The 26,292-nt window shown below is 61.2% G+C and carries 28 protein-coding genes; 20 read left to right on the top strand and 8 right to left on the bottom strand.

All coding sequences use genetic code 11. The features are described 5' to 3' along the window. The first annotated feature begins 370 nt into the window (after window positions 1-370). From urtA to ureC, 11 genes are all read left to right on the top strand, one after another. Window positions 371-1,636 (top strand): urea ABC transporter substrate-binding protein, encoded by a 1,266-nt coding sequence (gene urtA / locus AOA59_RS14280; RefSeq protein ID WP_056860479.1) that lies wholly within the window; start codon window positions 371-373, stop codon window positions 1,634-1,636. Between the two features lie 140 nt (window positions 1,637-1,776). Further along, on the top strand, window positions 1,777-3,279 hold the full coding sequence (urtB, locus tag AOA59_RS14275; protein ID WP_099487956.1) for an urea ABC transporter permease subunit UrtB: 1,503 nt from the start codon (window positions 1,777-1,779) through the stop codon (window positions 3,277-3,279). Next, a complete protein-coding gene (gene urtC, locus AOA59_RS14270) occupies window positions 3,279-4,346 on the top strand; it encodes an urea ABC transporter permease subunit UrtC (protein ID WP_099487954.1) in 1,068 nt (355 codons plus the stop codon). Before urtB ends, urtC begins: the two co-directional genes overlap by 1 nt. Next, window positions 4,343-5,176, top strand: a complete 834-nt coding sequence (gene urtD / locus AOA59_RS14265; protein ID WP_162238858.1) for an urea ABC transporter ATP-binding protein UrtD — start codon at window positions 4,343-4,345, stop codon at window positions 5,174-5,176. Before urtC ends, urtD begins: the two co-directional genes overlap by 4 nt. Before the next feature lie 139 nt (window positions 5,177-5,315). After that, window positions 5,316-6,014, top strand: coding sequence for an urea ABC transporter ATP-binding subunit UrtE (gene urtE, locus AOA59_RS14260; protein ID WP_065930636.1), 699 nt, complete (start codon window positions 5,316-5,318; stop codon window positions 6,012-6,014). A 31-nt stretch (window positions 6,015-6,045) separates the two neighbouring features. Beyond that, a complete protein-coding gene (locus AOA59_RS14255) occupies window positions 6,046-6,885 on the top strand; it encodes an urease accessory protein UreD (RefSeq protein ID WP_099487952.1) in 840 nt (279 codons plus the stop codon). 159 nt (window positions 6,886-7,044) lie between these two features. After that, complete coding sequence (ureA, locus tag AOA59_RS14250; RefSeq protein ID WP_032878149.1) at window positions 7,045-7,347, top strand: urease subunit gamma; 303 nt, start codon at window positions 7,045-7,047, stop codon at window positions 7,345-7,347. 9 nt (window positions 7,348-7,356) lie between these two features. After that, window positions 7,357-7,869: a GNAT family N-acetyltransferase gene (locus tag AOA59_RS14245; RefSeq protein WP_065930638.1), complete on the top strand. Its 513-nt coding sequence runs from the start codon at window positions 7,357-7,359 to the stop codon at window positions 7,867-7,869. A gap of 5 nt (window positions 7,870-7,874) precedes the next feature. Beyond that, window positions 7,875-8,408: a GNAT family N-acetyltransferase gene (locus tag AOA59_RS14240; RefSeq protein WP_065930639.1), complete on the top strand. Its 534-nt coding sequence runs from the start codon at window positions 7,875-7,877 to the stop codon at window positions 8,406-8,408. Beyond that, window positions 8,405-8,713: an urease subunit beta gene (locus AOA59_RS14235; protein ID WP_099487950.1), complete on the top strand. Its 309-nt coding sequence runs from the start codon at window positions 8,405-8,407 to the stop codon at window positions 8,711-8,713. Before AOA59_RS14240 ends, AOA59_RS14235 begins: the two co-directional genes overlap by 4 nt. Before the next feature lie 125 nt (window positions 8,714-8,838). Further along, window positions 8,839-10,539, top strand: coding sequence for an urease subunit alpha (gene ureC, locus AOA59_RS14230; protein WP_099487948.1), 1,701 nt, complete (start codon window positions 8,839-8,841; stop codon window positions 10,537-10,539). Window positions 10,540-10,620: 81 nt separating this feature from the next. Here ureC and AOA59_RS14225 read toward each other — a convergent pair whose 3' ends face one another. Next, entirely contained in the window at window positions 10,621-11,559 is a 939-nt protein-coding gene (locus AOA59_RS14225; RefSeq protein ID WP_069786867.1) for a DnaJ C-terminal domain-containing protein, read from the bottom strand. Window positions 11,560-11,797: 238 nt separating this feature from the next. On the opposite strand from AOA59_RS14225, the gene AOA59_RS14220 reads away from it, so the two are divergent. After that, window positions 11,798-13,066: an Hsp70 family protein gene (locus AOA59_RS14220; RefSeq protein WP_056860491.1), complete on the top strand. Its 1,269-nt coding sequence runs from the start codon at window positions 11,798-11,800 to the stop codon at window positions 13,064-13,066. A 265-nt stretch (window positions 13,067-13,331) separates the two neighbouring features. On the opposite strand, the gene AOA59_RS14215 is transcribed toward AOA59_RS14220, so the two are convergent. From AOA59_RS14215 to AOA59_RS14200, 4 genes are all read right to left on the bottom strand, one after another. Then, the gene (locus AOA59_RS14215) at window positions 13,332-13,910 is read right to left on the bottom strand and encodes a hypothetical protein (protein WP_099487946.1); all 579 of its coding nucleotides are present in this window, start codon (window positions 13,908-13,910) and stop codon (window positions 13,332-13,334) included. 43 nt (window positions 13,911-13,953) lie between these two features. Next, complete coding sequence (locus tag AOA59_RS14210; protein WP_056860493.1) at window positions 13,954-14,967, bottom strand: AI-2E family transporter; 1,014 nt, start codon at window positions 14,965-14,967, stop codon at window positions 13,954-13,956. A gap of 191 nt (window positions 14,968-15,158) precedes the next feature. After that, a complete protein-coding gene (locus tag AOA59_RS14205; protein ID WP_099487945.1) occupies window positions 15,159-15,461 on the bottom strand; it encodes a PsiF family protein in 303 nt (100 codons plus the stop codon). A gap of 72 nt (window positions 15,462-15,533) precedes the next feature. Then, the gene (locus AOA59_RS14200; protein ID WP_056860495.1) at window positions 15,534-16,322 is read right to left on the bottom strand and encodes a helix-turn-helix transcriptional regulator; all 789 of its coding nucleotides are present in this window, start codon (window positions 16,320-16,322) and stop codon (window positions 15,534-15,536) included. A 97-nt stretch (window positions 16,323-16,419) separates the two neighbouring features. Between AOA59_RS14200 and AOA59_RS14195 the strand changes: the two genes are divergently transcribed. Then, entirely contained in the window at window positions 16,420-17,307 is an 888-nt protein-coding gene (locus AOA59_RS14195; RefSeq protein WP_099487943.1) for a DMT family transporter, read from the top strand. A gap of 113 nt (window positions 17,308-17,420) precedes the next feature. Here AOA59_RS14195 and AOA59_RS14190 read toward each other — a convergent pair whose 3' ends face one another. Then, window positions 17,421-18,311, bottom strand: a complete 891-nt coding sequence (locus AOA59_RS14190; RefSeq protein WP_099487941.1) for a triacylglycerol lipase — start codon at window positions 18,309-18,311, stop codon at window positions 17,421-17,423. Between the two features lie 199 nt (window positions 18,312-18,510). Between AOA59_RS14190 and AOA59_RS14185 the strand changes: the two genes are divergently transcribed. After that, window positions 18,511-19,041 (top strand): bacterioferritin, encoded by a 531-nt coding sequence (locus tag AOA59_RS14185; protein ID WP_017136789.1) that lies wholly within the window; start codon window positions 18,511-18,513, stop codon window positions 19,039-19,041. Window positions 19,042-19,299: 258 nt separating this feature from the next. Here the strand turns inward: AOA59_RS14185 and AOA59_RS14180 are convergent, their stop codons facing one another. Then, window positions 19,300-21,366, bottom strand: coding sequence for an AsmA family protein (locus AOA59_RS14180; RefSeq protein ID WP_099487938.1), 2,067 nt, complete (start codon window positions 21,364-21,366; stop codon window positions 19,300-19,302). A 346-nt stretch (window positions 21,367-21,712) separates the two neighbouring features. Between AOA59_RS14180 and AOA59_RS14175 the strand changes: the two genes are divergently transcribed. Together AOA59_RS14175 and AOA59_RS14170 are read left to right on the top strand one after the other, a co-directional pair. Then, window positions 21,713-22,123 (top strand): hypothetical protein, encoded by a 411-nt coding sequence (locus tag AOA59_RS14175; protein WP_065930649.1) that lies wholly within the window; start codon window positions 21,713-21,715, stop codon window positions 22,121-22,123. Window positions 22,124-22,277: 154 nt separating this feature from the next. Next, window positions 22,278-22,910 carry a TetR family transcriptional regulator gene (locus AOA59_RS14170; protein WP_056860501.1) on the top strand — a complete coding sequence of 211 codons (633 nt, stop codon included), beginning with the start codon at window positions 22,278-22,280 and terminating at the stop codon, window positions 22,908-22,910. A gap of 6 nt (window positions 22,911-22,916) precedes the next feature. On the opposite strand, the gene AOA59_RS14165 is transcribed toward AOA59_RS14170, so the two are convergent. Continuing rightward, window positions 22,917-23,405, bottom strand: coding sequence for a C40 family peptidase (locus tag AOA59_RS14165; RefSeq protein WP_099487937.1), 489 nt, complete (start codon window positions 23,403-23,405; stop codon window positions 22,917-22,919). A gap of 339 nt (window positions 23,406-23,744) precedes the next feature. Between AOA59_RS14165 and ureE the strand changes: the two genes are divergently transcribed. The 4 genes from ureE to AOA59_RS14145 are packed head-to-tail and all read left to right on the top strand — an operon-like array spanning window position 23,745 to window position 26,137. After that, complete coding sequence (gene ureE, locus AOA59_RS14160; RefSeq protein ID WP_017136794.1) at window positions 23,745-24,245, top strand: urease accessory protein UreE; 501 nt, start codon at window positions 23,745-23,747, stop codon at window positions 24,243-24,245. After that, window positions 24,242-24,916, top strand: coding sequence for an urease accessory protein UreF (locus AOA59_RS14155; RefSeq protein ID WP_065930651.1), 675 nt, complete (start codon window positions 24,242-24,244; stop codon window positions 24,914-24,916). Before ureE ends, AOA59_RS14155 begins: the two co-directional genes overlap by 4 nt. A 9-nt stretch (window positions 24,917-24,925) precedes the next feature. Continuing rightward, complete coding sequence (gene ureG / locus AOA59_RS14150) at window positions 24,926-25,540, top strand: urease accessory protein UreG (protein WP_028615537.1); 615 nt, start codon at window positions 24,926-24,928, stop codon at window positions 25,538-25,540. A gap of 24 nt (window positions 25,541-25,564) precedes the next feature. Continuing rightward, window positions 25,565-26,137 carry a HupE/UreJ family protein gene (locus AOA59_RS14145; RefSeq protein ID WP_099487935.1) on the top strand — a complete coding sequence of 191 codons (573 nt, stop codon included), beginning with the start codon at window positions 25,565-25,567 and terminating at the stop codon, window positions 26,135-26,137. Window positions 26,138-26,292: the final 155 nt, after the last annotated feature.

The raw sequence follows: 26,292 nt of genomic DNA, 5'->3' as shown, positions 1-26,292 counted from the left end.
TGGGCACAGGGTTCTGATGCCATTCTCAACAGGTCACCCATCACCCAAGAGGTGAATAGTTAGTCATGGGCTTGAGCAGAACAGGCCGTGCCTCAGGAACGATTGGTTTTGCGTAACTCACGCAACACACATTGGTTGAGCGTTCATCCCGGAACATCCCTGCACAGCGTTTGCGCTGCCTATCTAACGCTTCGCCCTGTTTTAGCGCCACACCTGCACCTGACGGCAATTGCAGCGCCAAGCTGGTGCACCCCCGTGCCAATGTCCGCAACAACCACTCACCGGCATCGGTGTTTGCCGCCGCAGGCACAGCCTTTGCAAAGACCTGCGTATCTGCCCCACAACACTTTCGGTTTACGGAGATCGCACCATGAAGCGTCGTAGCTTGATCAAGGCTTTCACTTTGTCGGCATCCATTGCCGCCATGGGTTTGACCTGGACCGTCCAGGCCGCCGAGACCATCAAGGTCGGCATCCTGCACTCGCTGTCCGGGACCATGGCGATCTCCGAAACTTCGCTTAAAGACATGGCCTTGATGACCATCGACGAGATCAACGCCAAGGGCGGTGTGAACGGCAAGATGCTGGAGCCGGTGGTGGTGGACCCGGCGTCGAACTGGCCGCTGTTTGCCGAAAAAGGTCGCCAGCTGCTGACCCAGGACAAGGTGGCCGTGGTGTTCGGCTGCTGGACCTCGGTGTCGCGTAAATCGGTACTGCCGGTGTTCGAAGAACTCAACGGCCTGCTGTTCTACCCGGTGCAGTACGAAGGTGAAGAGATGTCGCCGAACGTGTTCTATACCGGTGCGGCGCCGAACCAGCAGGCGATCCCGGCCGTGGAATACCTGATGAGCGAAGAAGGTGGCGGCGCCAAGCGCTTCTTCCTGCTCGGCACCGACTATGTGTACCCGCGCACCACCAACAAGATTCTGCGCTCGTTCCTGCACTCCAAAGGCGTAGCCGATAAAGATATCGAAGAGGTCTACACCCCGTTCGGCCACAGCGACTACCAGACCATCGTCGCCAACATCAAAAAGTTTTCGGCCGGCGGCAAAACCGCAGTGATCTCCACCGTCAATGGCGACTCCAACGTGCCGTTCTACAAGGAGCTGGCCAACCAGGGCTTGAAGGCCACCGACGTGCCGGTAGTGGCGTTCTCCGTGGGTGAAGAAGAACTGCGCGGCATCGACACCAAGCCGCTGGTGGGCAACCTCGCGGCCTGGAACTACTTCCAGTCCGTGGAGAACCCGGTGAACAAGAAGTTCGTTGCGGACTGGAAGGCCTACGCCAAGGCGCACAACCTGCCGGGCGCGGACAAAGCCGTGACCAACGACCCGATGGAAGCCACCTACGTGGGCATCCATATGTGGGCCCAAGCGGTTGAGAAAGCCAAGTCCACCGATGTCGACAAAGTGCGCGAAGCCATGGCCGGCCAGACCTTCGCCGCGCCGTCGGGCTTCACCCTGACCATGGACAAGACCAACCACCACCTGCACAAGCCGGTGATGATCGGCGAGATCCAGGCCGACGGGCAGTTCTCGGTGGTGTGGCAGACCGAAAAACCGATCCGCGCCCAGCCGTGGAGCCCGTTCATTCCGGGCAACGACAAGAAGCCGGACTATGCCGTGAAGAGCAACTGATCCGAGGGGTGTCGGCCCTTAAGGCTGACACACACCCTGTGGGAGCTGGCTTGCCTGCGATGCAGACAACTGGGTGTATCTGATACACCGCCATCGCAGGCAAGCCAGCTCCCACATTTGTTCGAGCAAGGCCCAAGACTATGCCCACTGCCCTTTACCGCTTCATCCTCGCCGCCCTGCTGTTGCTGCCCTTTGCCGCACACGCCAGCGATGCCGAAGACTTCATCAACGCCAACCCGATGCAACAAGCCAAGCTGCTCCAGGACTGGGCTGCCCAGCCCGACCCGGCGCGCATCGAGCTGGTGGACGCGCTGCAACAAGGCCAACTGAACGTCAACGGTGAAACCAAAACCCTACGCCTGAACAACCGCCTGCGCGGCCTGATCGACAACGTGCAAGCCAGCCAGCAACTGCTCGCCGCCGACCCCAAGGTGCGCCTGGCCGCAGCACAAACCCTGCAGAAAAGCGCACAACCTGCGCAGCTCAAATTCCTTGACCAGCAAGTGGCCGCCGAGACCAATGAGGCCGTGCACACCGCGTTGAGCCTCGCCCTGGCCAACCTGCAACTGGTCGACCCCGACCCGGTCATTCGCCTCGCCGCTGTGCGCCTGTTGGGCGGCACCGGCGACCCGCTGGCACGCACACGCCTTGAGGCACTGCTGGCGCCCGGTGTCGAAACCGACGCCGCCGTGCACACCGCCGCCGAGACCAGCCTGGCCCAGGTCAAACGCAAATTGATGTTCGGCGAGATCCTCGGCCAGGCCTTCAGCGGCATGTCTCTGGGTTCGATCCTGCTGCTCGCGGCCCTGGGCCTGGCGATCACCTTCGGCCTGCTGGGCGTGATCAACATGGCCCACGGCGAGATGCTGATGCTCGGCGCCTATTCCACCTACGTCGTGCAACTGATGATGCAGCGCTACGTGCCGGCAGCCATCGAGTTCTACCCGTTGATTGCACTGCCGGTGGCGTTTTTTGTCACGGCGGCCATCGGCATGGCACTGGAGCGCACGGTGATTCGCCACCTCTACGGGCGACCACTGGAAACCCTGCTGGCCACCTGGGGCATCAGCCTGATGCTGATCCAGCTGGTGCGCCTGGTGTTCGGTGCGCAGAACGTCGAAGTGTCCAACCCGCAATGGCTGTCCGGCGGCATTCAAGTGCTGCCCAACCTGGTGCTGCCGTACAACCGCATCGTGATCATCGCCTTCGCGTTGTCCGTGGTAGTGCTGACCTGGCTGCTGCTGAACAAGACGCGCCTGGGCCTCAACGTGCGCGCCGTCACCCAGAACCGCAACATGGCGGCCTGCTGCGGCGTGCCCACCGGGCGTGTGGACATGCTCGCCTTTGGCCTCGGTTCCGGCATCGCCGGGTTGGGCGGCGTGGCGCTGAGCCAGATCGGCAACGTCGGCCCGGACCTGGGCCAGAGCTACATCATCGACTCGTTCCTGGTGGTGGTGCTCGGCGGCGTCGGCCAGTTGGCCGGTAGCGTAATGGCCGCCTTCGGGCTGGGCATCGCCAACAAGATTCTTGAACCGCAGATCGGCGCCGTGCTCGGCAAGATCCTGATCCTCGCGCTGATCATTCTGTTTATCCAGAAACGCCCGCAAGGACTCTTTGCACTGAAAGGACGGGTGATCGACTGATGAACCAGCCATTGATGCTTACCGCCGCGCAAAAGGCCGGCCCCAAGGTCACGATAGCGGTGGGCGTGGTCATTTTGATCCTGCTGCTGACGCTGCCGTTGTGCTCGCTGCTGGCGCCGGAAAATCCGTTTCACGTCTCGGCCTACACCTTGACGCTGGTGGGCAAGATTCTCTGCTACGCCATCGTCGCCCTCGCGCTGGACTTGGTGTGGGGTTACGCGGGGATGTTATCCCTCGGCCACGGTTTGTTCTTTGCCCTCGGCGGTTATGCGATGGGCATGTACTTGATGCGCCAGGCGTCCGGCGATGAGCTGCCGGCGTTCATGACCTTTCTGTCGTGGACCGAATTGCCGTGGTACTGGGTCGGCACCGAACACTTCCTGTGGGCCATGTGCCTGGTGGTCTTGGCGCCCGGTTTGCTGGCCTTGGTGTTCGGGTTCTTCGCCTTTCGTTCGCGGATCAAGGGCGTGTATTTTTCGATCATGACCCAGGCGCTGACCTTTGCCGGGATGCTGCTGTTTTTTCGCAATGAAACCGGGTTTGGCGGCAATAACGGCTTCACAAACTTTCGCAGCATTCTGGGCTTTGGCATCACCGAGCCGGGCACCCGGGCCGTGCTGTTTGTAGCCACCGTATTGTTGCTGGTCGCCAGCTTGTACACCGGCTGGCGTCTGGCGCAGAGCAAGTTCGGCCGCGTGCTCACGGCGTTGCGTGACGCCGAGAACCGCCTGATGTTCTGCGGTTACGACCCGCGCGGTTTCAAGCTGTTTGTGTGGGTGTTGAGTGCAGTGCTGTGTGGGTTGGCAGGCGCGTTGTATGTGCCGCAAGTGGGCATCATCAACCCCAGCGAAATGTCGCCGACCAACTCCATCGAAGCCGCCGTGTGGGTGGCCCTGGGCGGGCGCGGCACCTTGATCGGCCCATTGCTCGGCGCTGGCGTGGTCAATGGCATGAAGAGCTGGTTCACCGTGGCCTTCCCGGAATACTGGCTGTTCTTCCTTGGGGCGCTGTTCATCATCGTCACCCTTTACCTGCCCAAGGGCATCATCGGCCTGCTGAAGAAATGAGGAACGTCATGCTGGAACCTATTTTCGACGCAGGCAGCGGCCGCGACGCCATCGGCATTGGCCAGGCCGCCGGCAAGGGCCTGAACACGCGCCACGGCACCATCCTGACCCTGGAAGACATCAGCGTCAGCTTCGATGGTTTCAAGGCGCTCAATGACTTGAACCTGTACATCGGCGTCGGCGAACTGCGCTGCATCATCGGCCCCAACGGCGCGGGCAAGACCACGCTGATGGACGTGATCACCGGCAAGACCCGCCCCAGCCATGGCAAGGCCTGGTTTGGTGAAACCCTGGACCTGACCAGCATGAGCGAAGTGCAGATCGCCCAGGCCGGCATCGGCCGCAAGTTCCAGAAGCCCACGGTATTCGAAGCCCTGAGCGTGTTTGAAAACCTCGAGCTGGCGCAGAAAACCGACAAGTCCGTGTGGGCCAGCCTGCGCGCGCGTCTGAGCGGTGAGCAGAAAGACCGCATCGAGGAAGTGCTCGATACCATCCGCCTGACCACCTCGGCACAACGCGCGGCGGGGTTGTTGTCCCACGGGCAGAAGCAGTTCCTGGAAATTGGCATGTTGCTGATGCAAGACCCGCAATTGTTGCTGCTGGACGAACCGGTGGCGGGCATGACCGACGCCGAAACCGAGTTCACCGCCGAGCTGTTCAAACGCCTGGCGGGCAAGCATTCGCTGATGGTGGTGGAACACGACATGGGCTTCGTCGGTTCGATTGCCGACCACGTGACCGTGTTGCACCAGGGCAGCGTGCTGGCCGAAGGGTCGCTTGCACAGGTGCAGGAAAACGAGCGCGTCATCGAGGTTTACCTCGGTCGCTGACGCTGGCGCGAACTGATCGTTCCCACGCTCCGCGTGGGAATGCATTCGGTGACGCTCCGCGTCACACAGCGGACGCAGAGCGTCCAGTGCAGCATTCCCACGCAGAGCGTGGGAACGATCAATTGAGGAGGTTTTGAACATGCTGCAAGTCGACAAGCTGCACCAGTACTACGGCGGTAGCCACATCCTGCGCGGGCTCTCATTCGACGTGAAGATCGGCGAAGTCACCTGCCTGCTCGGCCGTAACGGCGTGGGCAAGACCACCTTGCTCAAATGCCTGATGGGTTTGCTGCCGGCCAAAGACGGCGCGGTGAACTGGGAAGGCAAGGCCATCACCGGCTTCAAGCCGCACCAGCGCGTACACGCGGGCATCGCCTATGTACCCCAGGGTCGGGAGATTTTCGGACGGCTGACGGTGGAAGAAAACCTGTTGATGGGGCTCTCGCGCTTCCCAGGCTCCGAAGCCAAGGAAGTCCCGGCGTTTATCTATGAACTGTTCCCCGTATTGCTGCAGATGAAACATCGGCGCGGTGGCGACTTGTCCGGCGGTCAACAGCAGCAGTTGGCAATTGGCCGCGCACTGGCCAGCCGCCCGCGCCTGTTGATTCTCGACGAGCCTACCGAGGGCATCCAGCCGTCCGTCATCAAAGAGATCGGTGCGGTGATCAAAAAGCTCGCGGCACGCGGTGATATGGCGATCCTTTTGGTGGAGCAGTTCTACGATTTTGCCGCCGAACTGGCCGACCAATACCTGGTGATGTCACGCGGTGAAATCGTGCAGCAGGGCCGCGGTGAAAATATGGAAAGCGAAGGTGTACGCGGGCTGGTTACGATTTAATCTGTAGCGTCCTGACGATAAGCCCGAAAATATGAACCTGCCCGTTACTCCTGCCCTGTTCACCCCCAGCTGGCATGCCGAGCTGGAACTCGGCTACGCGCGTTTCGGCGACACCACGCGCCCGGTGATGCGCCGCCACCTTGGCCCGCTGCGGGTGCAAAAGCACCTGTACGCCGAAGGCCCCGAGGTGTGCCAGCACATCATCGTGCACCCGCCCGGCGGGATTGCCGGTGGCGACCGCCTGGACATCAGCGCCCATGTGGCCAATGGCGCCTGGGCGCAACTGACCAGCCCCGGCGCAGCCAAGTGGTATCGCGCCAGCGGCCCTGCGTTTCAACAGCTCGAGTTGACCGTAGAGGCCGGTGCGACCCTGGAATGGCTGCCCCAGGAAACCATCGTGTTCAGTGCCGCCCAGGCCGAACTCAGCACGCGCATTGATCTACACGGCGATGCCCGGCTGTTTTACTGGGACGTGGTGGCCCTCGGCCGCCCGGCCAGTGGAGAACGTTTTGACCAGGGCCACTTTCAATCGCACCTGGATATTCGCCGCGACGGCCAGTTGCTCTGGCATGAGCGCCAGCGCATTGTAGGCGCCGACGGTTTGCTCGATTCGCCCATCGGGCTGGATGGGCAGCCGGTGTTTGCGACGTTGCTGCTGACCGGCGATATAGACCCGCAATTATTGGAAACCTGCCGCGCTCTGCCCCATGCCGTGCGCGGCGACCTGACCCAACTGCCCGGCTTGCTGGTCGCCCGCTGCCTGGCCAGTGAAGCGCTGCTGGCGCGGGGCTGGTTGATTGATTTATGGAAACTGTTACGTCCGAGCGTGCTTGGGCGAGAAGCGGTTCCACCCAGAATCTGGAGCACATGAAGATCAACAAGTGGAACTGAGTGTATGTGGGAGCTGGCTTGCCTGCGATGGCAGTGGGCCTGATACACCGCTATCGCAGGCAAGCCAGCTCCCACACCAGCCTGTTTCCACAGGGGATCTGTGGTGTTTTTATGAATGCTGTTTGAAGGACCTTGAACCATGGATTTGACCCCACGGGAAAAAGACAAACTGCTGATCTTCACCGCCGGCCTGGTGGCCGAGCGCCGCTTGGCGCGCGGCGTGAAGCTCAACTACCCGGAAACCATCGCCTATATCTCGGCCGCGCTGATGGAAGGCGCCCGCGATGGCCGCACCGTGGCCGAGTTGATGCACTTCGGCACCACCTTGCTCAGCCGCGAGCAAGTGATGGAAGGCATACCTGAAATGATCCCGGATATCCAGGTGGAAGCCACCTTCCCCGATGGCACCAAGCTGGTGACCGTCCACCAGCCAATCGCGTGAGGCCCGGCCATGATTCGTGATGCTACCGAGCAAGACCTGCCGGCGATCCGCGACATTTACAACGATGCGGTACTCAACACCACGGCAATCTGGAACGAACAGCCGGTTGACCTGGCCAACCGCCAGGCCTGGTTCGCGGCACGCCGGTCACAGCAGTATCCGATTCTGGTGGCGGTGGAAAACGATGAAGTCACCGGCTACGCCTCCTTCGGCGACTGGCGCCCTTTCGAGGGTTTTCGCTACAGCGTTGAGCACTCGGTGTACGTGCGCAATGACCAACGCGGCAAAGGCCTCGGCCCGCGCCTGATGCACGCCCTGATCGAACGCGCCGCAACCTGCGGCAAGCACGTGATGGTCGCGGCCATTGAAAGTGGCAACCAGGCGTCGATCCGCCTGCACGAGCGCCTGGGTTTCATCAGCACCGGGCACATGCCGCAAGTGGGCATCAAGTTCGGCCGCTGGCTGGACCTGACCTTTATGCAACTGACATTGAATCCGGGCGCCGAACCGCCCAAGGAGTGAGATCGATGAGCGCTACGCACCTGCGTCGAGTCAATGCTGAAAGTTTTGCCCACTACCGCCTGGGTTTGATTGAGCTGTTGCTGGACGCGGTGAAGCACGGCGCTTCCGTCGGTTTTATGGCTGACTTCGATCAAGCCCAGGCCCGCACCTATTTGAGCGGCGTGCAGGCAAGTATCGAAGAGGGCAGCCTGCTGCTGTGGGTGGTGGTGCGCGACGAGCAAGTGATCGCCAGCGTGCAACTGGCGCTGTGCCTGAAAGCCAACGGCCTGAACCGCGCCGAAGTGCAAAAGCTGCTGGTACACAGCAGCGCCCGCCGCCATGGCCTGGGCCAACAGTTGATGAACACCCTGGAACTCGCCGCACGCCAGCACAAACGCGGCCTGCTGTATCTGGACACCGAGGCCGGCTCCGGCGCCGAAGCCTTTTACCAGTCGCTGCGCTACACCAAGATCGGGGAGCTGCCCGACTACTGCCAAAGCCCGGACGGGCGCTACACCCCGACCGCCATCTACTTCAAGACCCTGGGGCAACCTGCATGATTCCTGGTGAATATCAGATCCAGCCTGGCGACATCGAACTCAACGTCGGCCGGCGCACCGTCACCCTCAGCGTGGCCAACAGCGGCGACCGGCCGATCCAAGTGGGCTCGCATTACCATTTTTTCGAGACCAACGACGCGCTGACCTTTGATCGCGCTGCCAGCCGGGGCATGCGCTTGAATATTCCGGCCGGGACGGCCGTGCGGTTCGAGCCGGGGCAAAGTCGCGACATCGAGTTGGTGGATTTGAGCGGCGGGCGGCGAGTTTTTGGATTTGCCGGACGGATCATGGGCGACCTCGACTGATCGTTCCCACGCTCCGCGTGGGAACGCCGCCTGGGACGCTCCGCGCCCCGCCCTTAAAGTCGTGACGCAGAGCGTCACCGGATGCAGTCCCACGCAGAGCGTGGGAACGATCAAGGAATACGCACATGAAGATTTCCAGACAAGCCTACGCCGACATGTACGGCCCCACCGTAGGTGACAAGGTGCGCCTGGCCGACACCGACCTGTTCGTCGAAGTCGAACAGGACTTCACCGTCTACGGCGAAGAGGTCAAGTTCGGCGGCGGCAAAGTCATCCGCGACGGCCAGGGCCAAAGCCAACTGCTCGCCCATGAGGTGGTCGACACCCTGATCACCAATGCGCTGATCATCGACCACTGGGGCATCGTCAAGGCCGACGTCGGCCTCAAAAACGGCCGCATTCATGCGATCGGCAAGGCCGGCAACCCGGATATCCAGCCCGGCGTGACCATGGCCATCGGCGCCAGCACCGAGGTGATTGCCGGTGAAGGCATGATCCTCACCGCCGGCGGCATCGACAGCCACGTGCACTTCATTTGCCCGCAGCAGATCGAAGAGGCGCTGACCAGCGGCGTCACCACCATGATCGGCGGCGGCACCGGCCCGGCCACCGGCACCAACGCCACCACCTGCACCTCCGGCCCGTGGCATCTGGCGCGCATGCTGCAAGCCAGTGACTCGTTCCCGATGAACATCGGTTTTACCGGCAAGGGCAACGCCAGTTTGCCCGGGCCGTTGATCGAGCAGGTCAAGGCCGGCGCCATCGGCTTGAAGCTGCACGAAGACTGGGGCACCACCCCCGCCAGCATCGACAACTGCCTGAACGTGGCCGACCAGTACGATGTGCAGGTGGCGATCCACAGTGACACGCTCAACGAATCCGGCTTCGTCGAAACCACCCTGGCCGCGCTCAAAGGCCGCACTATCCACACCTACCACACCGAAGGCGCCGGTGGCGGCCATGCGCCGGATATCATCAAGGCCTGCGGCTTCGCCAACGTGCTGCCCAGCTCGACCAACCCGACGCGGCCGTTCACGCGCAACACCATCGACGAGCACCTGGACATGCTGATGGTCTGCCATCACCTGGACCCGAGCATTGCCGAAGACGTGGCCTTCGCCGAAAGCCGCATCCGCCGCGAGACCATCGCCGCCGAAGACATCCTGCACGACCTCGGCGCCTTTTCGATGATCAGCTCCGACAGTCAGGCCATGGGCCGTGTCGGGGAAGTGATCACGCGCACCTGGCAGACCGCCGACAAGATGAAAAAGCAGCGTGGCGCCCTGCCCGGCGACGGCCCCGGCAACGATAACTTCCGCGCCAAACGCTATATCGCCAAGTACACCATCAACCCGGCGATCACTCACGGCGTCAGCCATATCGTCGGCTCGATTGAAGTGGGCAAGTGGGCTGATCTGGTGCTGTGGCGTCCGGCGTTCTTTGGCATCAAACCGACCTTGATCCTCAAGGGCGGCGCCATTGCTTCCAGCCTGATGGGTGACGCCAACGCCTCGATCCCCACGCCGCAACCGGTGCACTACCGCCCCATGTTCGCCAGCTTCGGCAGCTCGCTGCACGCCACCAGCCTGACCTTTATCAGCCAGGCCGCCCAGGACGCAGGCGTGCCCGAGGCGCTGGGGCTGAAGAAGCAGATTGCGGTGGTCAAGGGCTGTCGCGATGTGCAGAAAACCGACCTGATCCACAACGATTACCTGCCGCAGATCGAGGTTGACCCACAGACTTATCAGGTCAAGGCCGACGGCCAGTTGTTGTGGTGCGAACCGGCGGATGTATTGCCCATGGCCCAGCGCTACTTTTTGTTCTAACCCAGGCAAGCGTGCCGACGCCCCGGGTTATCTTGCGTTCCGGGGCGTGCGCTGCATTACCGGTCTACGTAGGCTGCCCGCTCAGAAGTGCTCGCGGGGGTCGAACGCGGCTTTTTCCGCCAGGGCTTGCCACAACGCCTTGACCTCATCGTCTGCCGCCTTGGGCATCACGGCTTTGAGCTGGATGAACAGAAAACCGCGTTCCCCGGCCTTGTTCAACAAACCATGGCCCTTGGCGCGCATGCGTTGGCCGTTCTGGCTGCCGGCCGGCACTTTGAGGTTGATCTTGCCGGTAAGGGTCGGCACTGCGACTTCCGTGCCCAGCGCCAGCTCCCACGGGGCCAGCGGCAGGTTGATGATCAGGTTTTCGCCATCGACTTCGAACTTGGCGTGCGACGCAAACTTGATGATCAGGTACAGATCGCCATTGGCACCGCCGCCGACGCCCGGTGCCCCCTGGCCCTTGAGGCGGATACGCTCGCCATCGGCCACACCGGCCGGAATCTTCACATTCAGGCTTTTGACGGTGTTGCTGACATGCCGGCCGGAGGCGTCGTACTGCGGCACCTGAAAGCTGATCTGCTTGGATTCGGTGGACAGCGTTTCTTCAAGCGACACCGACAGCTGCATCTCCACGTCCTGGCCCTTGCGCCCGGTAGGACGGCGCTGGCCGCCACCAAAAGCATCACCGCGTGCGCCGAAGATCGAACTGAAGAAGTCCGAAAAATCCCCCGCGTCCTGGCCACCGCCAAAACCGCCACGGCTCTGCCAGCCCGGCGGGCCCTGGAACGGTTGGCCATGCTGGCCGTATTTGCGCAGCTCGTCGTACTCGGCGCGCTTGTCGGCGCTTTTGAGCGCTTCGTAGGCTTCGGACGCGTCTTTGAATTTCTCTTCGGCGTCCTTTTCCTTGCTCACGTCCGGGTGATACTTGCGTGCGAGCTTGCGATAGGCGGCCTTGATTTCCTTGTCATCGGCGCTCGGCTCGACACCCAGAATCTTGTAATAGTCTTTGAAATCCATCGGCGGTTCACCATCCTTAATCGAGATCGCACAGCCCGGGGCACAACGTGCGCTGCTTTGCACCTGTTGAGTGGTGTGGCCTGGGGGTGCGTCAAAGTGTTATCGGCGCTAGCCGTATGCAACAGATGTGGGGGCAAATACCCAACTTTCAAGCACGATTTAGCGGATAGTCGGCCTACGCATCCGCCCTCGAGTGGCATACACTGCGCGGCCGTTTTTTAACCGGAACCTGGAAGACATGAACAACACATCCCCAGCCCGTGCCTGCGGCATCGACTTCGGCACGTCCAACTCCACCGTCGGCTGGATCCGCCCCGGCGAGGAGACGCTTATCGCGCTGGAGGACGACAAGATCACGTTGCCGTCGGTGGTGTTCTTCAACTTCGAGGAGCGCCGCCCGGTGTACGGTCGCCTGGCGCTGCACGAATACCTGGAGAACTACGAAGGCCGGCTGATGCGCTCGCTCAAGAGCCTGCTGGGTTCCAAGCTGATCAAGCACGACACCAGCGTGCTCGGCACGGCCATGCCGTTCACCGACCTGTTGGCGCTGTTTATCGGCCAGCTCAAGAGCCGCGCCGAAGCCAACGCCGGTCGCGAGTTCGAAGAAGTGGTGCTGGGCCGCCCGGTGTTCTTCGTCGATGACGACCCCATGGCCGACCAGGAAGCGGAAAACACCCTGGTGGATGTGGCGCGCAAGATCGGTTTCAAGGACATCTCGTTCCAGTACGAGCCGATCGCGGCCGCGTTTGACTACGAGTCGACCATCGAGAAAGAAGAGCTGGTACTGATCGTCGACATCGGCGGCGGTACTTCAGACTTCTCGCTGGTGCGCCTGTCGCCGGACCGCCGTCACAACGACAACCGCCAGAGCGACATCCTCGCCACCGGCGGCGTGCACATCGGCGGCACCGACTTCGACAAACAGCTAAGCCTGCAAGGCATGATGCCGTTGTTCGGCTACGGCAGCCGCATGAAAAGCGGCGCCTACATGCCCACCAGCCACCACATGAACCTGGCCACCTGGCACACCATCAACTCGGTGTATTCGCAAAAATCCCAGCTGGCCCTGGGCAGCATGCGCTACGACATCGAAGACACCGGCGGCATCGACCGCCTGTTCAAGCTGATCGAACAGCGCGCCGGGCACTGGCTGGCCATGGAAGTGGAAGAAACCAAGATCCAGCTGACCCACGAAGACAACCGCCACGTGGCCCTGGACCGCATCGAAAAAGGCCTGAGCGTCGACCTGAGCCGGGCATTGTTCGAGTCGTCCATCGACGCGTTGCTGGAGCGTGTGCGCAACAGCGTCACCCAACTGCTTAACGATGCCTCGGTGAGCGTGGCCCAGGTGGACACGGTGTTCTTCACCGGCGGCTCCAGCGGCATTCCGGCACTGCGCCACAGCATCTCGGCCATGCTGCCGAATGCACGGCATGTGGAAGGCAATATCTTCGGCAGTATCGGCAGTGGTCTGGCGATTGAGGCGAGCAAGCGTTACGGCAGCTGACCTGTCCAGCCATTCAAGTGTGGGAGCGGGCTTGCCCGCGATAGCAGAGTGTCAGGCGATGTATTTATCCACTGACCCAACGCCATCGCGGGCAAGCCCGCACACACATTTTGACCTGCGTACACTTGAAAGCCCGCTCGCCACAAAGGCGGCGCCAGTGACTGGCCGATCCCTTGCGGGACGGATGTGATTGGGCGCGAGTTAAATCCAAAACCATCCCAAGCACGAACAGGGCGGCTTTTCAGTCGCCCTGCCGGAAGTTCATCTAGCGGTGATAGATCGTCCACAACCCCATCAGCGTCAGGCCCCACATGACTGCGCCCAGCACGATCACCAGGTAGTTCCACAGGTTAAAACGCGCGTTGCTCTTGCCCTCGGGATCCTCTGCCGCAAAATTGATCAGGCCCTGGGCTTGTTGGAGGATGTAGGCACACAGCGGAATCGCCAGGATCGCCAGGGGTTGATACACAGACCAACTGTCGATCCGTTTAGCCGCCACCTCGAAAACCCTGGCGCCGACCGTCACCACCACAAACACGGTCGCCCACTGTTCGAAGTCAAAGTCGAATTTTCGGCCGCTGCGAGCAACGCGATCGGCGGCGCGGCGATACAGTTGGTGCATAAAAAAAATAAAGAAAATGGCACGGGCCAGAGGCCAGATGTCCAGCTGATGGGCTTTTTTGTACAAGCTCCAGTTTTTATACGACCAGATATAGGTATACAGCCCAAAACTGAGGAAGCTGAGTACCAGCAGCTTGGTTTTGGAGATGACGTAAAACTCTGCAGACGTCTTTACCGTCTCGGTCAGCTCCGCCGTTGGCGCAGCGTAGATGTTGTCGTTCACCGCTTGTTCCCCTCTAAGTCCCTTTAAAGTGCAGCTTACTGCGTCAAACCATGCCTGCGAGCTTCAACTCACTCTTTAAATACGCATAATAAATCGGCCCCGCCACCACGCCCGGCAGGCCGAACGCGGCTTCAAACACCAGCATCGCCAGGAGCAATTCCCAGGATTTGGCACTGATCTGCCCGCCGACAATGCGCGCGTTGAGGAAGTACTCGACCTTGTGGATCACGATCAAATACCCCAACGCCGCCACCGCCACCCAGATCGACAGCGACAGCGCGACGATGGTGATCAGGGTGTTGGAGATCAGGTTGCCGATCACCGGCAGCAGGCCGACCAGGAAGGTCAGCACGATCAGGGTTTTGGTCAGCGGCAGGTGGATACCGCACAGCGGCAACACGACGGCGAGAAAAATCGCAGTGAAGGCCGTATTGAGCGCGGCGATCTTGATCTGGGCGAAGACGATATTGCGAAACGCCTGGACCAGCAGGTGCAGGCGGTCGAACAGCGCGGCGGCCAGGGGTTTGCGTTTGGTCAGGTCGGGCACGCGTTGCAGAGCAATGATGGCGCCGAGCACCATGCCGATCAGCAGGGTGACGAACATGTGGGCGGCGTCTTTGCCGACCAGTTGCAGCTCGCTCAGGTGTTTGCTCAGCCAATCGCCGATGGCCACGCGGAACTCGGCGGCACTGGCGGGCAGGTAGGCGTCGACGAACGGCGGCAGTTGCCCGCGCGCGCGGTCGACCACGCCCATGAATTTGTCCAGGGAAGCCCCGGGGTTTTCCGCCTCGTGGAGCAGGAAACTGATAGCGCCGGCAAAGATCAGGGTCAGCACGCTGACGATCAAGGTGCCCAGCAAGGCCACCGCCAGCCAACGCGCACGCCGGCCTTCGATCAACCGCTGCAACTGCGGGGTAAGCATGTTGACCAGTTCATAAACCAACAGGCCGGCCAGCAGGCTGGGCAGCAGCTTGAGTGGCAGCACCAGCAGGAGCCCGCCGAAAATGATGATGCAACTGACCAGCAACAACACGTGACGCTGAGAAAACGTTGGCATACAGCCTCAAAACGAACGGCGTTAAAGGATGGGCAGTCTGCCAGCCTTGAGGGAATCAAGCGAGAGGTCTGAATTGTGAACACTGTCAGTGTGGGAGCTGGCTTGCCTGCGATGGCATCACCTTAGTCTGGCTGATGTACAGCGGCGTCTGCATCGCGGGCAAGCCCGACTCCCACATGGGATCTATGTTGCTAGCTGCCTTTGAGGCAGGTGCTCATAAAGGTTTTACGCGCATCGCCAGCCAACGCCTTGGTTTTCGCCGTGGCATTGCAGTCTTTCATTTTCTGCTGCTGCGGGGTCAGGGTCTTGGCATCGTTGGCGGCCGGCGCCGACAGGCAGGTCTTCATAAAGGCCTTGCGGTCATCACCTTTGAGCGTCTTGGTGGAGGCTTGGGCATTGCAGGTGGTCATTTTATTTTGCTGGGCAGTGGCAGCGAAGCCTTGGGAACACAGCAGCAGGCCCATCATCAACAACGGAATACGCAGCATCTTCATGGAGTTTTCTCCCTGTTGCCGTACCAAAGGGGCACGGCCTACGCAGCAGTGTAGTCAAAACCTGTTACATCTTCAGCGCCCACGGATATTCGACCGGCGGTACTGCTCCGGGGTGCAGCCGGCGTGACGCTGGAACATGGCGATAAACGCCGAGGCTGTGCTGTAGCCCAAGTCAAAGGCTACGTGTTGCACACTGCGGTCGCTGTCCAGAGCTTCGATGGCGGCGAGGTAACGCAGGCGCTGGCGCCATTCACCGAAGCTCATGCCCAGCTCGCGCACAAATTGGCGCGCCAACGTCCGCTCACTCACATGCACTTGCTCGGCCCACTGCGCCAGCGGCCGATTGTCGCCAGGCTCGGCCTGCATGCCCTCAAGTACGCCGAGCAAGCCGGGGTGGCGCGCGTAAGGCAGGAAGCAATCATGCATCGGCGCTTGCTTGAGCTGGTCCACCAGCACCTGGGCCAGGCGTATGTCGGCCTCGGTCTGCGCGATATTGACGTCACGCTGGGCAAAGTCGCTGAGGATGGCCTTGAGAATGTCACTGATCGCCAAGGTGCACGGCGCCTGCGGCAGTTGCGCGCAGAGTTCCGGGGCCAGGCCCACGGAGCGATACACAATCGCCTGGGCATTATAGGAACTGTGCTCGGTATTGGGGGGGATCCATACCGCGTACTGCGGCGGCGACATAAAGCGGTTGCCGGCCACTTCCATGCGCATCACGCCATTGGCCGAATAGTCCAGCGAGCCCCAGCCATGCCGGTGCGGCGTGCACTCGGTGTCGGGGGCGAATTCGGAGTAGCGGAAGTAGACGGGGCTCGGCAGGCTGCGAAAGTCCGCGAGGCGTACGGTGTGTCTGGCCATATTGTCTGGATACAAAGGTCGGTTGTCTGGATCGCAGTATAGGCTTCTATCCAGACAGGGGATAATCCCGGCTCATCAACACACCTGGTTTCTTTCGATGCAATACGCGTATCCCCTGCTGGCCATCTTTATCTGGGCCGGCAACACCGTGGTCAACAAACTGGCGGTGGGCTCAATCTTCCCCGCAGAAATCGGCTTTTACCGCTGGTTGCTGGCGGCGTTGCTGTTTACTCCATTCATGCTCAAGCCGGTGCTGGCCAACTGGGCGCTGATCCGCCCGAACCTGGGCAAGATTTTCATCCTCGGCGTATTGGGCATGGCGGTGTATCAAAGCCTGGCCTACTACGCCGCGACACTGACCAGCGCCACCAACATGGGCATCATCCTGTCGCTGATGCCGTTGATGTCGCTCACGGCCGCCATCATCAGCCTCGGCCAACGCCTCACCTTCGGCGCGTTGACCGGTGCGGTGCTGTCGTTCGCGGGCGTGGTCGTGGTGGTCTCGGCCGGCAACCTCGGCGCGTTGCTGCAACACGGGCTCAACCTGGGTGACGCGATGATGCTGTTCGCTACCCTGGCCTACGCGGTCTACAGCACCCTGCTGAAAAAATGGCAATTGCGCCTGCCGCCGCTGGTGTTGCTGTATTTGCAGATACTGGTGGCGGTGGTGGTGCTGTTTCCGCTGTTCCTGTTCTCGGCCAAAGCCGGCTTGGGCTGGACGAATATCCCGCTGGTGCTGTACGCGTGCCTGCTGGCGTCGATGCTGGCGCCACTGGCGTGGATGCACTCGGTGAAACACCTGGGGCCAAGCCGCACCACACTGTTTTTCAACTTGCTGCCGTTGATTACCGCCTTGATTGCGGCGGTGGTGCTGAAGGAAGAGTTGGCGCCGTATCACTTGGTCGGTGGCTTGCTGACCTTGGGTGGGGTGATTTTGTCGGAGCGTTGGATTACGCCGGTGCGTCGTGAGGTTGGCGTCGCCTGACAGATCGCTATCGCAGGCAAGCCAGCTCCCACAGTTGACCCCATTCCAAAGCTGGAACCCGGTCGAATGTGGGAGCTGGCTTGCCTGCGATGAACGATAACCCGGTCTCCCGGTTAAACCCCCGCCGCCTTCAGCCGCCGGGCATGCTCGACAAACAACCGGATCGGCTCCGCACCTTTGCCCACCAACCCCATGGATTGGTTGACGATATCGAAGTGGTCCAGGGCGTAGTCATCACCGATGACCGTGCCCAAGTGTGAGCTGTAGCGCCCGACCATGCCGTCACATTGGCCCTGCTCACGCACAAAGCTGCGCGCAAACAGCCGGCAACTGCGATGGGTGCCATCCAGCAGGTTGCGCCCACGGTCGGTCTTGCCTGGCTGCAAGGTGCCGGACCACGAGTAATAACGCACGCCGTTGACCACCTCGGCGCCCTGCCCGCCCCAGATTTCGGGCAGCCCTTGGGGATACTGGCGGTTAAACAAGGCCACACCGTCACGGGTCAGGGATTGATGCGAGGCCTGCAAGTCGGCCTTGAAGCGCGGGCCGCGATAGCCGGTTTCCAGCAGGCCCATTACCCAGGCAACCAGATGAAACGCCGCGCTCATCAGCCTGCCTTTCACGCTGGCCGGCGGGTAATGGGCGTGGATATGGTCCGCCAGTTCCGAGCCATGGTTGGGCCCGGCCACCGACGTCACGGACGCCACCCACTGCGGGCGCAGGGCGGCGGCATAACGCGCGGTGAGCGCGCCCTGGCTGTGGCCGATCAGGTTGACCTTATCGGCGCCGGTCTCGCGGCGGATCTGTTCGATGTGCGCCAGCAACTGCTCGCCGCGCACCTCGCTGGCATCCAGCGGCGCCACCTGAATGGCAAATACCTGCGCCCCACCCGCTCGCAGCGCCGGGACAATGCCGTACCAGTAAGGGAAAAAGCCTACGCGCACAAAGCCCAGCATGCCGGGCACCAGCACCAAGGGGTAACGCGTGGCGAGGGAATCGGGCATGGGCCGGCATCCAGTTCGGAAAGCGATAATGCCATCCTAGACCAACCGACATGACTGCCCCATGACTAAGCCATTTGGAAGTGCCCGGTCAGACGGTGTGAAATCCGATAAAACTTTTTGCGTCAGCCAGGACTCACAACTTGGAGTGATCACGCCGACAGAGCGTGGCGCAAAACCGGATTAGCACCAGGAGATTGAGATGACCCAAGCAAACTTGACCGACGTTGCAACCCTGCGCAGCCGCGCCCGCCAGCACGTCGAAAACGGCGCCGTGACCGAAGGTTACGATGCCGACCGTGAGGAAATTATCCGCCTGCTCAACGAGTCGCTGGCCACTGAACTGGTGTGCGTGTTGCGCTACAAGCGTCACTACTTCATGGCCAGCGGCCTGAAAGCCAGTGTCGCCGCCGATGAGTTCCTGGAGCACGCCACTCAGGAAGCCGAACACGCCGACAAACTGGCCGAGCGCATCGTGCAACTGGGCGGTGAGCCGGAGTTCAACCCCGACCTGCTGTCGAAGAACTCCCACGCTCAATACGTGGCCGGCAATACTTTGAAGGAAATGGTCTACGAAGACCTGGTGGCCGAACGGATCGCGGTGGACAGCTATCGCGAAATCATCCAGTACATCGGTGATAAAGACCCGACTACACGTCGAATCTTCGAAGACATCCTGGCCCAGGAAGAAGAACACGCCGATGACATGGCGGATATTCTGCAGGACCTGTAACCCGCTATACCGCTGAACCCCATGTGGGAGCGGGCTTGCCCGCGATAGCAATCCAACAGTCAGTGTCTGTATCGACTGTTACACCGCTATCGCAGGCAAGCCAGCTCCCACATTTTTTTGCGCCGGTTCCTGATCGTTCCCACGCTCCGCGTGGGAATGCATCCAGTGACGCTCTGCGTCACATCCCCTTCAGGAGCGGACGCAGAGCGTCCTGGGCGGCATTCCCACGCAGAGCGTGGGAACGATCCTTTGAAAGCCTTACTTAACGGTTTTCGGCGCCTTGCCTTCCTTCATCTGTTGCAACAACGGCCCGCACTGGTTGGGCTCATCGCCGCTCGGTGCGACCAAGGCCAACAGACCAGCAGCCGGCCCGGCGATCACACCCAGCGCGACCATCCCGGCCCCCCGCAACATCAACGGCACCGCTTTCACACCAGCATTGGGCTTGATAAATGGGCCGTTGACGTACAGTGGCGAGCGCAGGGAAAAGAGGCGGAAGCCTTTTGATTCGGGCGTGATGGTCAAGTCCAACTGCTCGGTCGCCATGTTCGCCGTGCCATCGATATAAATGATCGCGTTCTCGGTATCGAACACAAACAGCCGCGTCGTCGCCAGCCCCGTCTTGATGCCAAAATCCGCCGCCGCGCAGTTGATCTTCACTTCCTTGTCGCCAAACAAGCGGCCGACCACGTAGTTGCCCACGTTGAGCCCGGCAATTTCCATCAGGCCGCGGCTGATGGCGCCGTCGTTGATCAGCATTTTCAGGTCACCGTTGGAGCTGCCCAACAGGGCCGCCACGGAGTTGCCGCGCCCGGAAATATCGGCATCGCCGTTGAGCTCACCAAAGCTGGTTTTCATCGGCTCGAACGTCGGGAACAGCTGCTTGAGCTTGAAGTTGCGCGCGGTCAGCTTGGCGTGCCCTTCCATCGGCGTGATACGCCCGTTCAAGCGAATCTGCGCATCCAGCTTGCCACCCGCCACACCAAAGCGCAGGGGTTGCAGGCTCAGCTCGCCATCGTTGAGCACCAAGTGGGTGTAGAGATCGGTGAACGGCAAGTCGGCGCTGTGCACGATGCGTTTGCCGGTAAATTCCACATCGGCGTCCATGTCGCGCCAGCGCTCGGTGCGGAACTCTTCCACCGGCAGCACCTTGGTTGCCGGTTGCTTGCTCTCGCCACCACGGGCCTTTTGCTTGGCGTTGGAGTCGGCACCGATCAACGGCGCAAGGTCAGTCATCAGCAGCTGGTTGGACACCAGCGTACCGCTGAGCTTGGGGCGTGGCTGGCTGGCGACATAACTGAGGTTGCCGTGGATATCACTGTTGCCGATCTTGCCGTTGAAGTTTTCGTAGGTGAATGACGCGCCGCTGGCCTCATGCAGCTTGGCGATCAGATGACCGTCGGTGGAATAGGCCGGAGAATCGGGCAGCGTTACGCCGGTCAGCGGGTAAAGGTTGCCCAAGCTGCTGCCGGACAGTTTCAGCCGCAGGTCCAGGGCCCCCAGGTTCAGCGGGTCAGTCAGGGTGCCGGCCAGTGCGATGCTGGTGTCGGCGATTTTCACTTGCGCTTGCAACGGGAACGGCTTGGCCGCGTCCTGCAAGGCCAGCAGGCCGCCGATCTTGCCGGTGCCGTCGAGTTTCTGACCGTGGTACTGGCCTTTGACCTTGAGACCGAATGCGTAGTCCTGGGGCGCCGAGCCTTTTTCCAGGGCCTTCTTGGCGTCCGCGTCGCCGACAATTTCACCGAAGGGAATCGGCTTGCCGAGCAGGTCAATGATCACGTCCAGTTGGGTCTTGAGGGTTTGGTCGTCGAGGGTGACGTGGCCCTTGTCGAAGCCGATGGAGCCGATGTCCACCACCCAGTTGGAGGGCTCGGCGTCGGGGTCTTTGGGGTCAAACTTGAAGGTCCAGTTGGCGCGGCCGTCGGCCAGGCGCTGCAAGTCGGCACTCGGCTCGGTGAGGTCGATACGCGGGATCACCACGCGTTGGGCCAGCAAGGCCAGGGGCGAAATGCGTAATTCCACGCGCTTGAGCGTAACCATCTGCGGTTTTTTTGACCAGTCCGGATTGCCCAGGGTCAGGTCTTCGGCAATCACGTGGGGCCACGGCACCCAGGCCCGCCAACCGCCTTCATCGGGCTCGCGCGCCCACACCACGGCGAGGTTGCCATTAATGGCAAACGGGCGATGCAACTCTTCGGAGACCTTGGCATTGAGCGGCGGCTTGATGCGGTTCCAATCAAAAAATACCAGCACCAAGACCAGGATGGCGATTAACACCGCGAAGCTGGCGCAGCTCCAAACCACGATTTTACGAGTGCGCGTCATTGCACAGGACTCCTCAACACAGATAGCAAAACTACAGCTTATAAGGCTACGACTGGCAAACCGCCCAGGGGTTTAACCCAAACGGCGATTTAGTCGCAATAAGCCACTTTCCTGATCGATCAGACAGTTTTCATCATCGACGGCGCACCATTGTTACCCACGTTCGTGTCGAAAATACCCACCTCGGTGCAAAAGCGCGGGCTTGAGAGGCGCGTTCTAGAGCCTCTGCGGAGAACAATCAATTCTGTTGATTATTACCATTGTGTTTATGAACTTTTATATCGACTTCTCGAGAGTAACATTAGCCCTGTACCCACTTTATCGCCCTCCCAAGGAGCAACCCATCATGAAACGCCAAATACTCGCTACTGTTCTGCTGTCGGTCCTGGCCTCGAGCGCATTTGCCCTGCCAGCCGCTGAACAAGCTACCCCACAGAACAAAGCTCAAGCCGTTCAGTCGAGCCAGACCCTGGCCCGCAGCGGTTCGCAAGAAGATGAAAACCGTGACTACGCCAAAGGCGCTGTAGCTGAAAATGGTCGCAACCGCCTGGAAGAGAAAGGTCTGGTAGAAGGCGGCGCTGAACAAGCCAACAAACGCGCCTACACCGAAGGCGTTGCTGAAGGTGGCCGTGATCGCCTGGAACAGAAAGGCCTGGTAGAAGGTGGCGCTGAACAAGCCAACGAACGCGCTTACACCGAAGGCGTTGCTGAAGGCGGTGCTGACCGTCTGCAAGAACTGCATCAAGCACAGAGCTAAGCCCGTGGTGGCCGAGAAAAAAGCCCGATCAGAAGATCGGGCTTTTGCTTTTATCTAGACTGCATCACACCCTGAACACCCCGCCAAGTTCGACGTAGATGAAGCTGTTTTGCTAGAGTGCAACGCTGTACTTGCCGACAAAGCCCGCCCGCCGATGCTGCCCCGCGCCGAACAAAAGCAACAGACCCGCCTCGCCTTGATGGACGCAGCCCGCCATCTGATGGAGTGTGGCCGTGGGTTCGGCAGCCTGAGCCTGCGCGAAGTGGCCAAGACCGCCGGGATCGTGCCGACCGGGTTCTATCGTCATTTTGAGGATATGGACCAGCTGGGGCTCGTGCTGGTGAGTGAAGTCGGCCAGACCTTTCGCGCCACCATTCGCCTGGTCCGTCACAACGAGTTCGTGATGGGCGGCATCATCGATGCCTCTGTGCGGATATTTCTCGACGTGGTTTCGGCCAACCGCTCGCAATTCCTGTTCCTGGCCCGCGAGCAATACGGTGGCTGCCTGGCCGTGCGCCAAGCCATCGGCGCCCTGCGCGAAGACATCACCCGCGACCTGGCCGCCGACCTCACCTTGATGCCCAAGCTCCAGCACCTGGATGCCGACGGCCTGCACGTCATGGCCGATCTGATCGTCAAGAGTGTGTTCGCCACCCTGCCCGACATCATCGACCCTCCGGCCCAGGCCCTGCCTGCGCACCTTACGCCCCAGGCGAAGATCACCCAGCAACTGCGTTTTATCTTTATCGGCCTCAAGCATTGGCAAGGGCTGGGCAGTACCGAATAAACCCGGTCAGCCCGCGGTGTGGAAGCGCTTGGCGGTGGTGTAGTGCTTTTTCCAGTAGCTGTTGCTCAATGAATCGATACGCACGCGTTTGCCGCTGCTGGGCGAATGAATGAATTTGCCCTTGCCGATATAAAGGCCGACATGGCTGACCTGGCCGCGCCCATTACCTTTGAAAAATACCGCGTCGCCGGGCTTGAGTGCCTCGCGCTGAACGGTTGCGGCGCTTGATCGATGCATTTCTGTGGTGGTGCGCGGCAGACGGATATTGGCTTCGGTCTTGAACAGGTAGACCAGGAAGCTGCTGCAATCAAACCCTTGGTCAACCTTGGTACCGCCATTTTTATAGGGCGTGCCGAGCAGCTCGTGGGCACGATCGATCACGTTGTCGATGGTGGCGGTGGGCTCGAAGGACACAGGCGCTTTTAAATTGGCCGAAGCCGGTATGACCGCGCAGGACAAGCTGACAATGAGTGAAACTAAAAATACCTTGAACATGATCGGCGTCGCAGTGGATTAAACACGGCGCACATCGTAATGAAACAGCGCGTAACTTTTTGAACGGCAAATCCTGCAATCGCGTAGGAAAACTCCGAGAAAAACCAAGTGCGAAACAGATGAAAGAAGTTTCATCCGCCTGGCTACAGACCTAAACGCAAAACGCCCACATCCAGTGCCACAAACCCGATAACGCACCAAATTGAGGCGCGACAGGCATCGACTGACGCCCTGTTCGGTGGCACGTCAGATATTACCTACAGGGGTTTTCCGCCCTTACACAGGGTTGGCAAGCCCCTTGCTCTAGCTCCCTTATCGCTCATAGCTGGAAGCCTCCTGATGCTGGTGATCCACCGCCGAATCGCCCCCCAAGCCCTCTGGGCCGCCGAACTGCTGCTGAACTTCGAAGCGCGCAGCAAAAGCCGCCTGCGCTGTTTCAGTGCCGACGGCGAAGACGTCGGCCTGTTTCTGGAGCGTGGCCAGCCGCCGCTGCACGATGGCGAATGCCTGCAAGCGGAAGACGGGCGCGTGGTACGTGTGGTCGCCCGCCCTGAACAGCTGCTGCACGTAACCTGCAGCAATGCCTTCGAACTGACACGCGCGGCCTATCACCTCGGCAACCGCCATGTGGCCTTGCAAGTCGGCGACGGCTGGCTGCGCCTGCTTGATGACTACGTGCTCAAGGCCATGCTCGAACAGCTCGGCGCCACCACGCAAACCCTCGAGGCTCCGTTCCAGCCGGAACACGGCGCCTATGGCGGCGGCCATCACCATTCGCGCCATGGCGACGAAGACTTCAACTACCCGCCCAAGCTCCACCAGTTCGGCGTACGTCTATGAACCCAGCCTGGGCGCTGTTGCGTCTGGCCAGTCCGCAATTGCCGATTGGTGGCTACAGCTATTCCCAAGGCCTGGAGATGGCGGTGGATGACGGCCGCGTCAATGATGCAGCCAGTGCCCTGCGCTGGATCAGCGATCAGTTACTGCTCAATCTCGCCCGTTTTGAGGCGCCGCTGTTGCTCGCCCATTGCCGCGCCGCCGCCGAACAGGATTGGCCGCGTTTGGCGCAGCTGTGCGAAGAGCACCGCGCCAGCCGCGAGACGCGCGAGCTGTATCAGGAGAGCCGGCAGATGGGCTATTCCCTGCAACAGCTGCTCAACGGCTTACCGGAGCTGGACGACGCCGCACGCGACTTCCTGGCTCACCGTGATGAGCCGCACCTGGCTCTGGGCTGGGCGTTGGCTGCCCGCGCCTGGCACATCAGCCCCGATGACGCCCTGGCCGCGTGGCTGTGGAGCTGGCTGGAAAACCAATTGGCGGTGCTGATGAAAACCCTGCCGCTGGGCCAGCAAGCCGCCCAACGCCTGACCAGCCAATTGCTGCCCCTGCTGCAACAAGCCCAGCAGGACGCCGCACACATCGACCCTATCCATTTCGGCAGCGCCGCGTTCGGCCTGTCCCTGGCGTGTATGGCCCATGAGCGCCAATACAGCCGCCTGTTTCGTTCCTAGGAGACCTATATGAACACACAACCTTTGCGTGTCGGCATCGGCGGCCCGGTGGGCTCCGGCAAGACCGCACTGACCCTGGCGCTGTGCCTGGCGCTGCGCGACCGCTACAACCTGGCGGTGGTCACCAACGATATCTACACCCGCGAAGACGCGGACTTCCTGGTGCGCAACCAGGCCCTGGCGCCCGAGCGCATCATCGGCGTGGAAACCGGCGGCTGCCCGCACACGGCCATCCGTGAAGACGCCTCGATCAACCTCGAAGCGGTGGACCAGCTCAACCGCCGCTTCCCCGGCCTGGACCTGATCCTGGTGGAGTCCGGCGGCGACAATTTGTCGGCCACGTTCAGCCCGGAACTGTCAGACCTGACCATCTACGTGATCGATGTGTCTGCCGGTGACAAGCTGCCGCGCAAGGGCGGGCCCGGTATTTGCAAATCCGATTTGCTGGTGATCAACAAGATTGACCTGGCGCCCCTGGTCGGCGCCTCGCTGGAACTGATGAACAGTGACACCACACGCATGCGCAACGGTAAGCCCTTTGTGTTCAGCAACCAGAAAACCGGCGTCGGCCTGGATGAAATCGTCGCCTTTATCGAACGTCAGGGCTTGCTGACTGCGGCCTGATCCCACCCCCAAAAAGGAGCCTGTATGGGTCTCAACAAACTTCTCGCTACCGCTGCCCTGCTGCTGGTACCGGCCCTTGCCTTCGCTCACCCAGGGCATGGCGATAATGGGCTGGTGGCCGGTATCAGCCATCCGCTGGGCGGTATTGATCATTTACTGGCCATGGTCGCCGTCGGCCTGTGGGCCGCGCAGCAACAAGGCAAGGCGCGCTGGGCACTGCCTTGCGCGTTTGTCGGCACCATGCTGATCGGCGGCCTGCTCGGCTTTGAAGGCCTGGAACTGCCGGCGCTGGAAAGCGGGATTGCCGCCTCGGTACTGGCGCTGGGCTTGGCGGTGGCGCTGGCAGTGCGGCCGCCGCTGTTTGTGGCGGGGGGGGGGACGGCGTTGTTTGCGTTGTTCCACGGTGTGGCGCACGGCCTGGAGCTGCCGGACATGTCCAGCCCGTGGGCGTACGCCGCCGGTTTTGTCGGCGCGACGGCGGCTCTGCATGCGGCTGGGTATGCCGTGGTGCGTTTTCTGCCGGCCGCTGCTGCACCGTTGGTACGGATTGCCGGGGCAGCTTCGGCGGCGACTGGGGTGTGGTTGCTGGCGGGCTGATTGGCGCCGCTGCTAAGGGCCCCATGCTTGATCGTTCCCACGCTCTGCGTGGGAATGCAGCCCTGGACGCTCCGCGTCCCAAAGCCTGACGCAGAGCGTCACGAAATGCATTCCCACGCAGAGCGTGGGAACGATCAGCCTGCTACCATGCGCGC

Source organism: Pseudomonas sp. 2822-15, assembly GCF_002742515.1.
Taxonomy (GTDB): domain Bacteria; phylum Pseudomonadota; class Gammaproteobacteria; order Pseudomonadales; family Pseudomonadaceae; genus Aquipseudomonas; species Aquipseudomonas salomonii.
The sequence above is the reverse complement of the archived record's forward strand: the minus strand, read 5'-3'. Positions and strand labels throughout refer to the sequence as shown.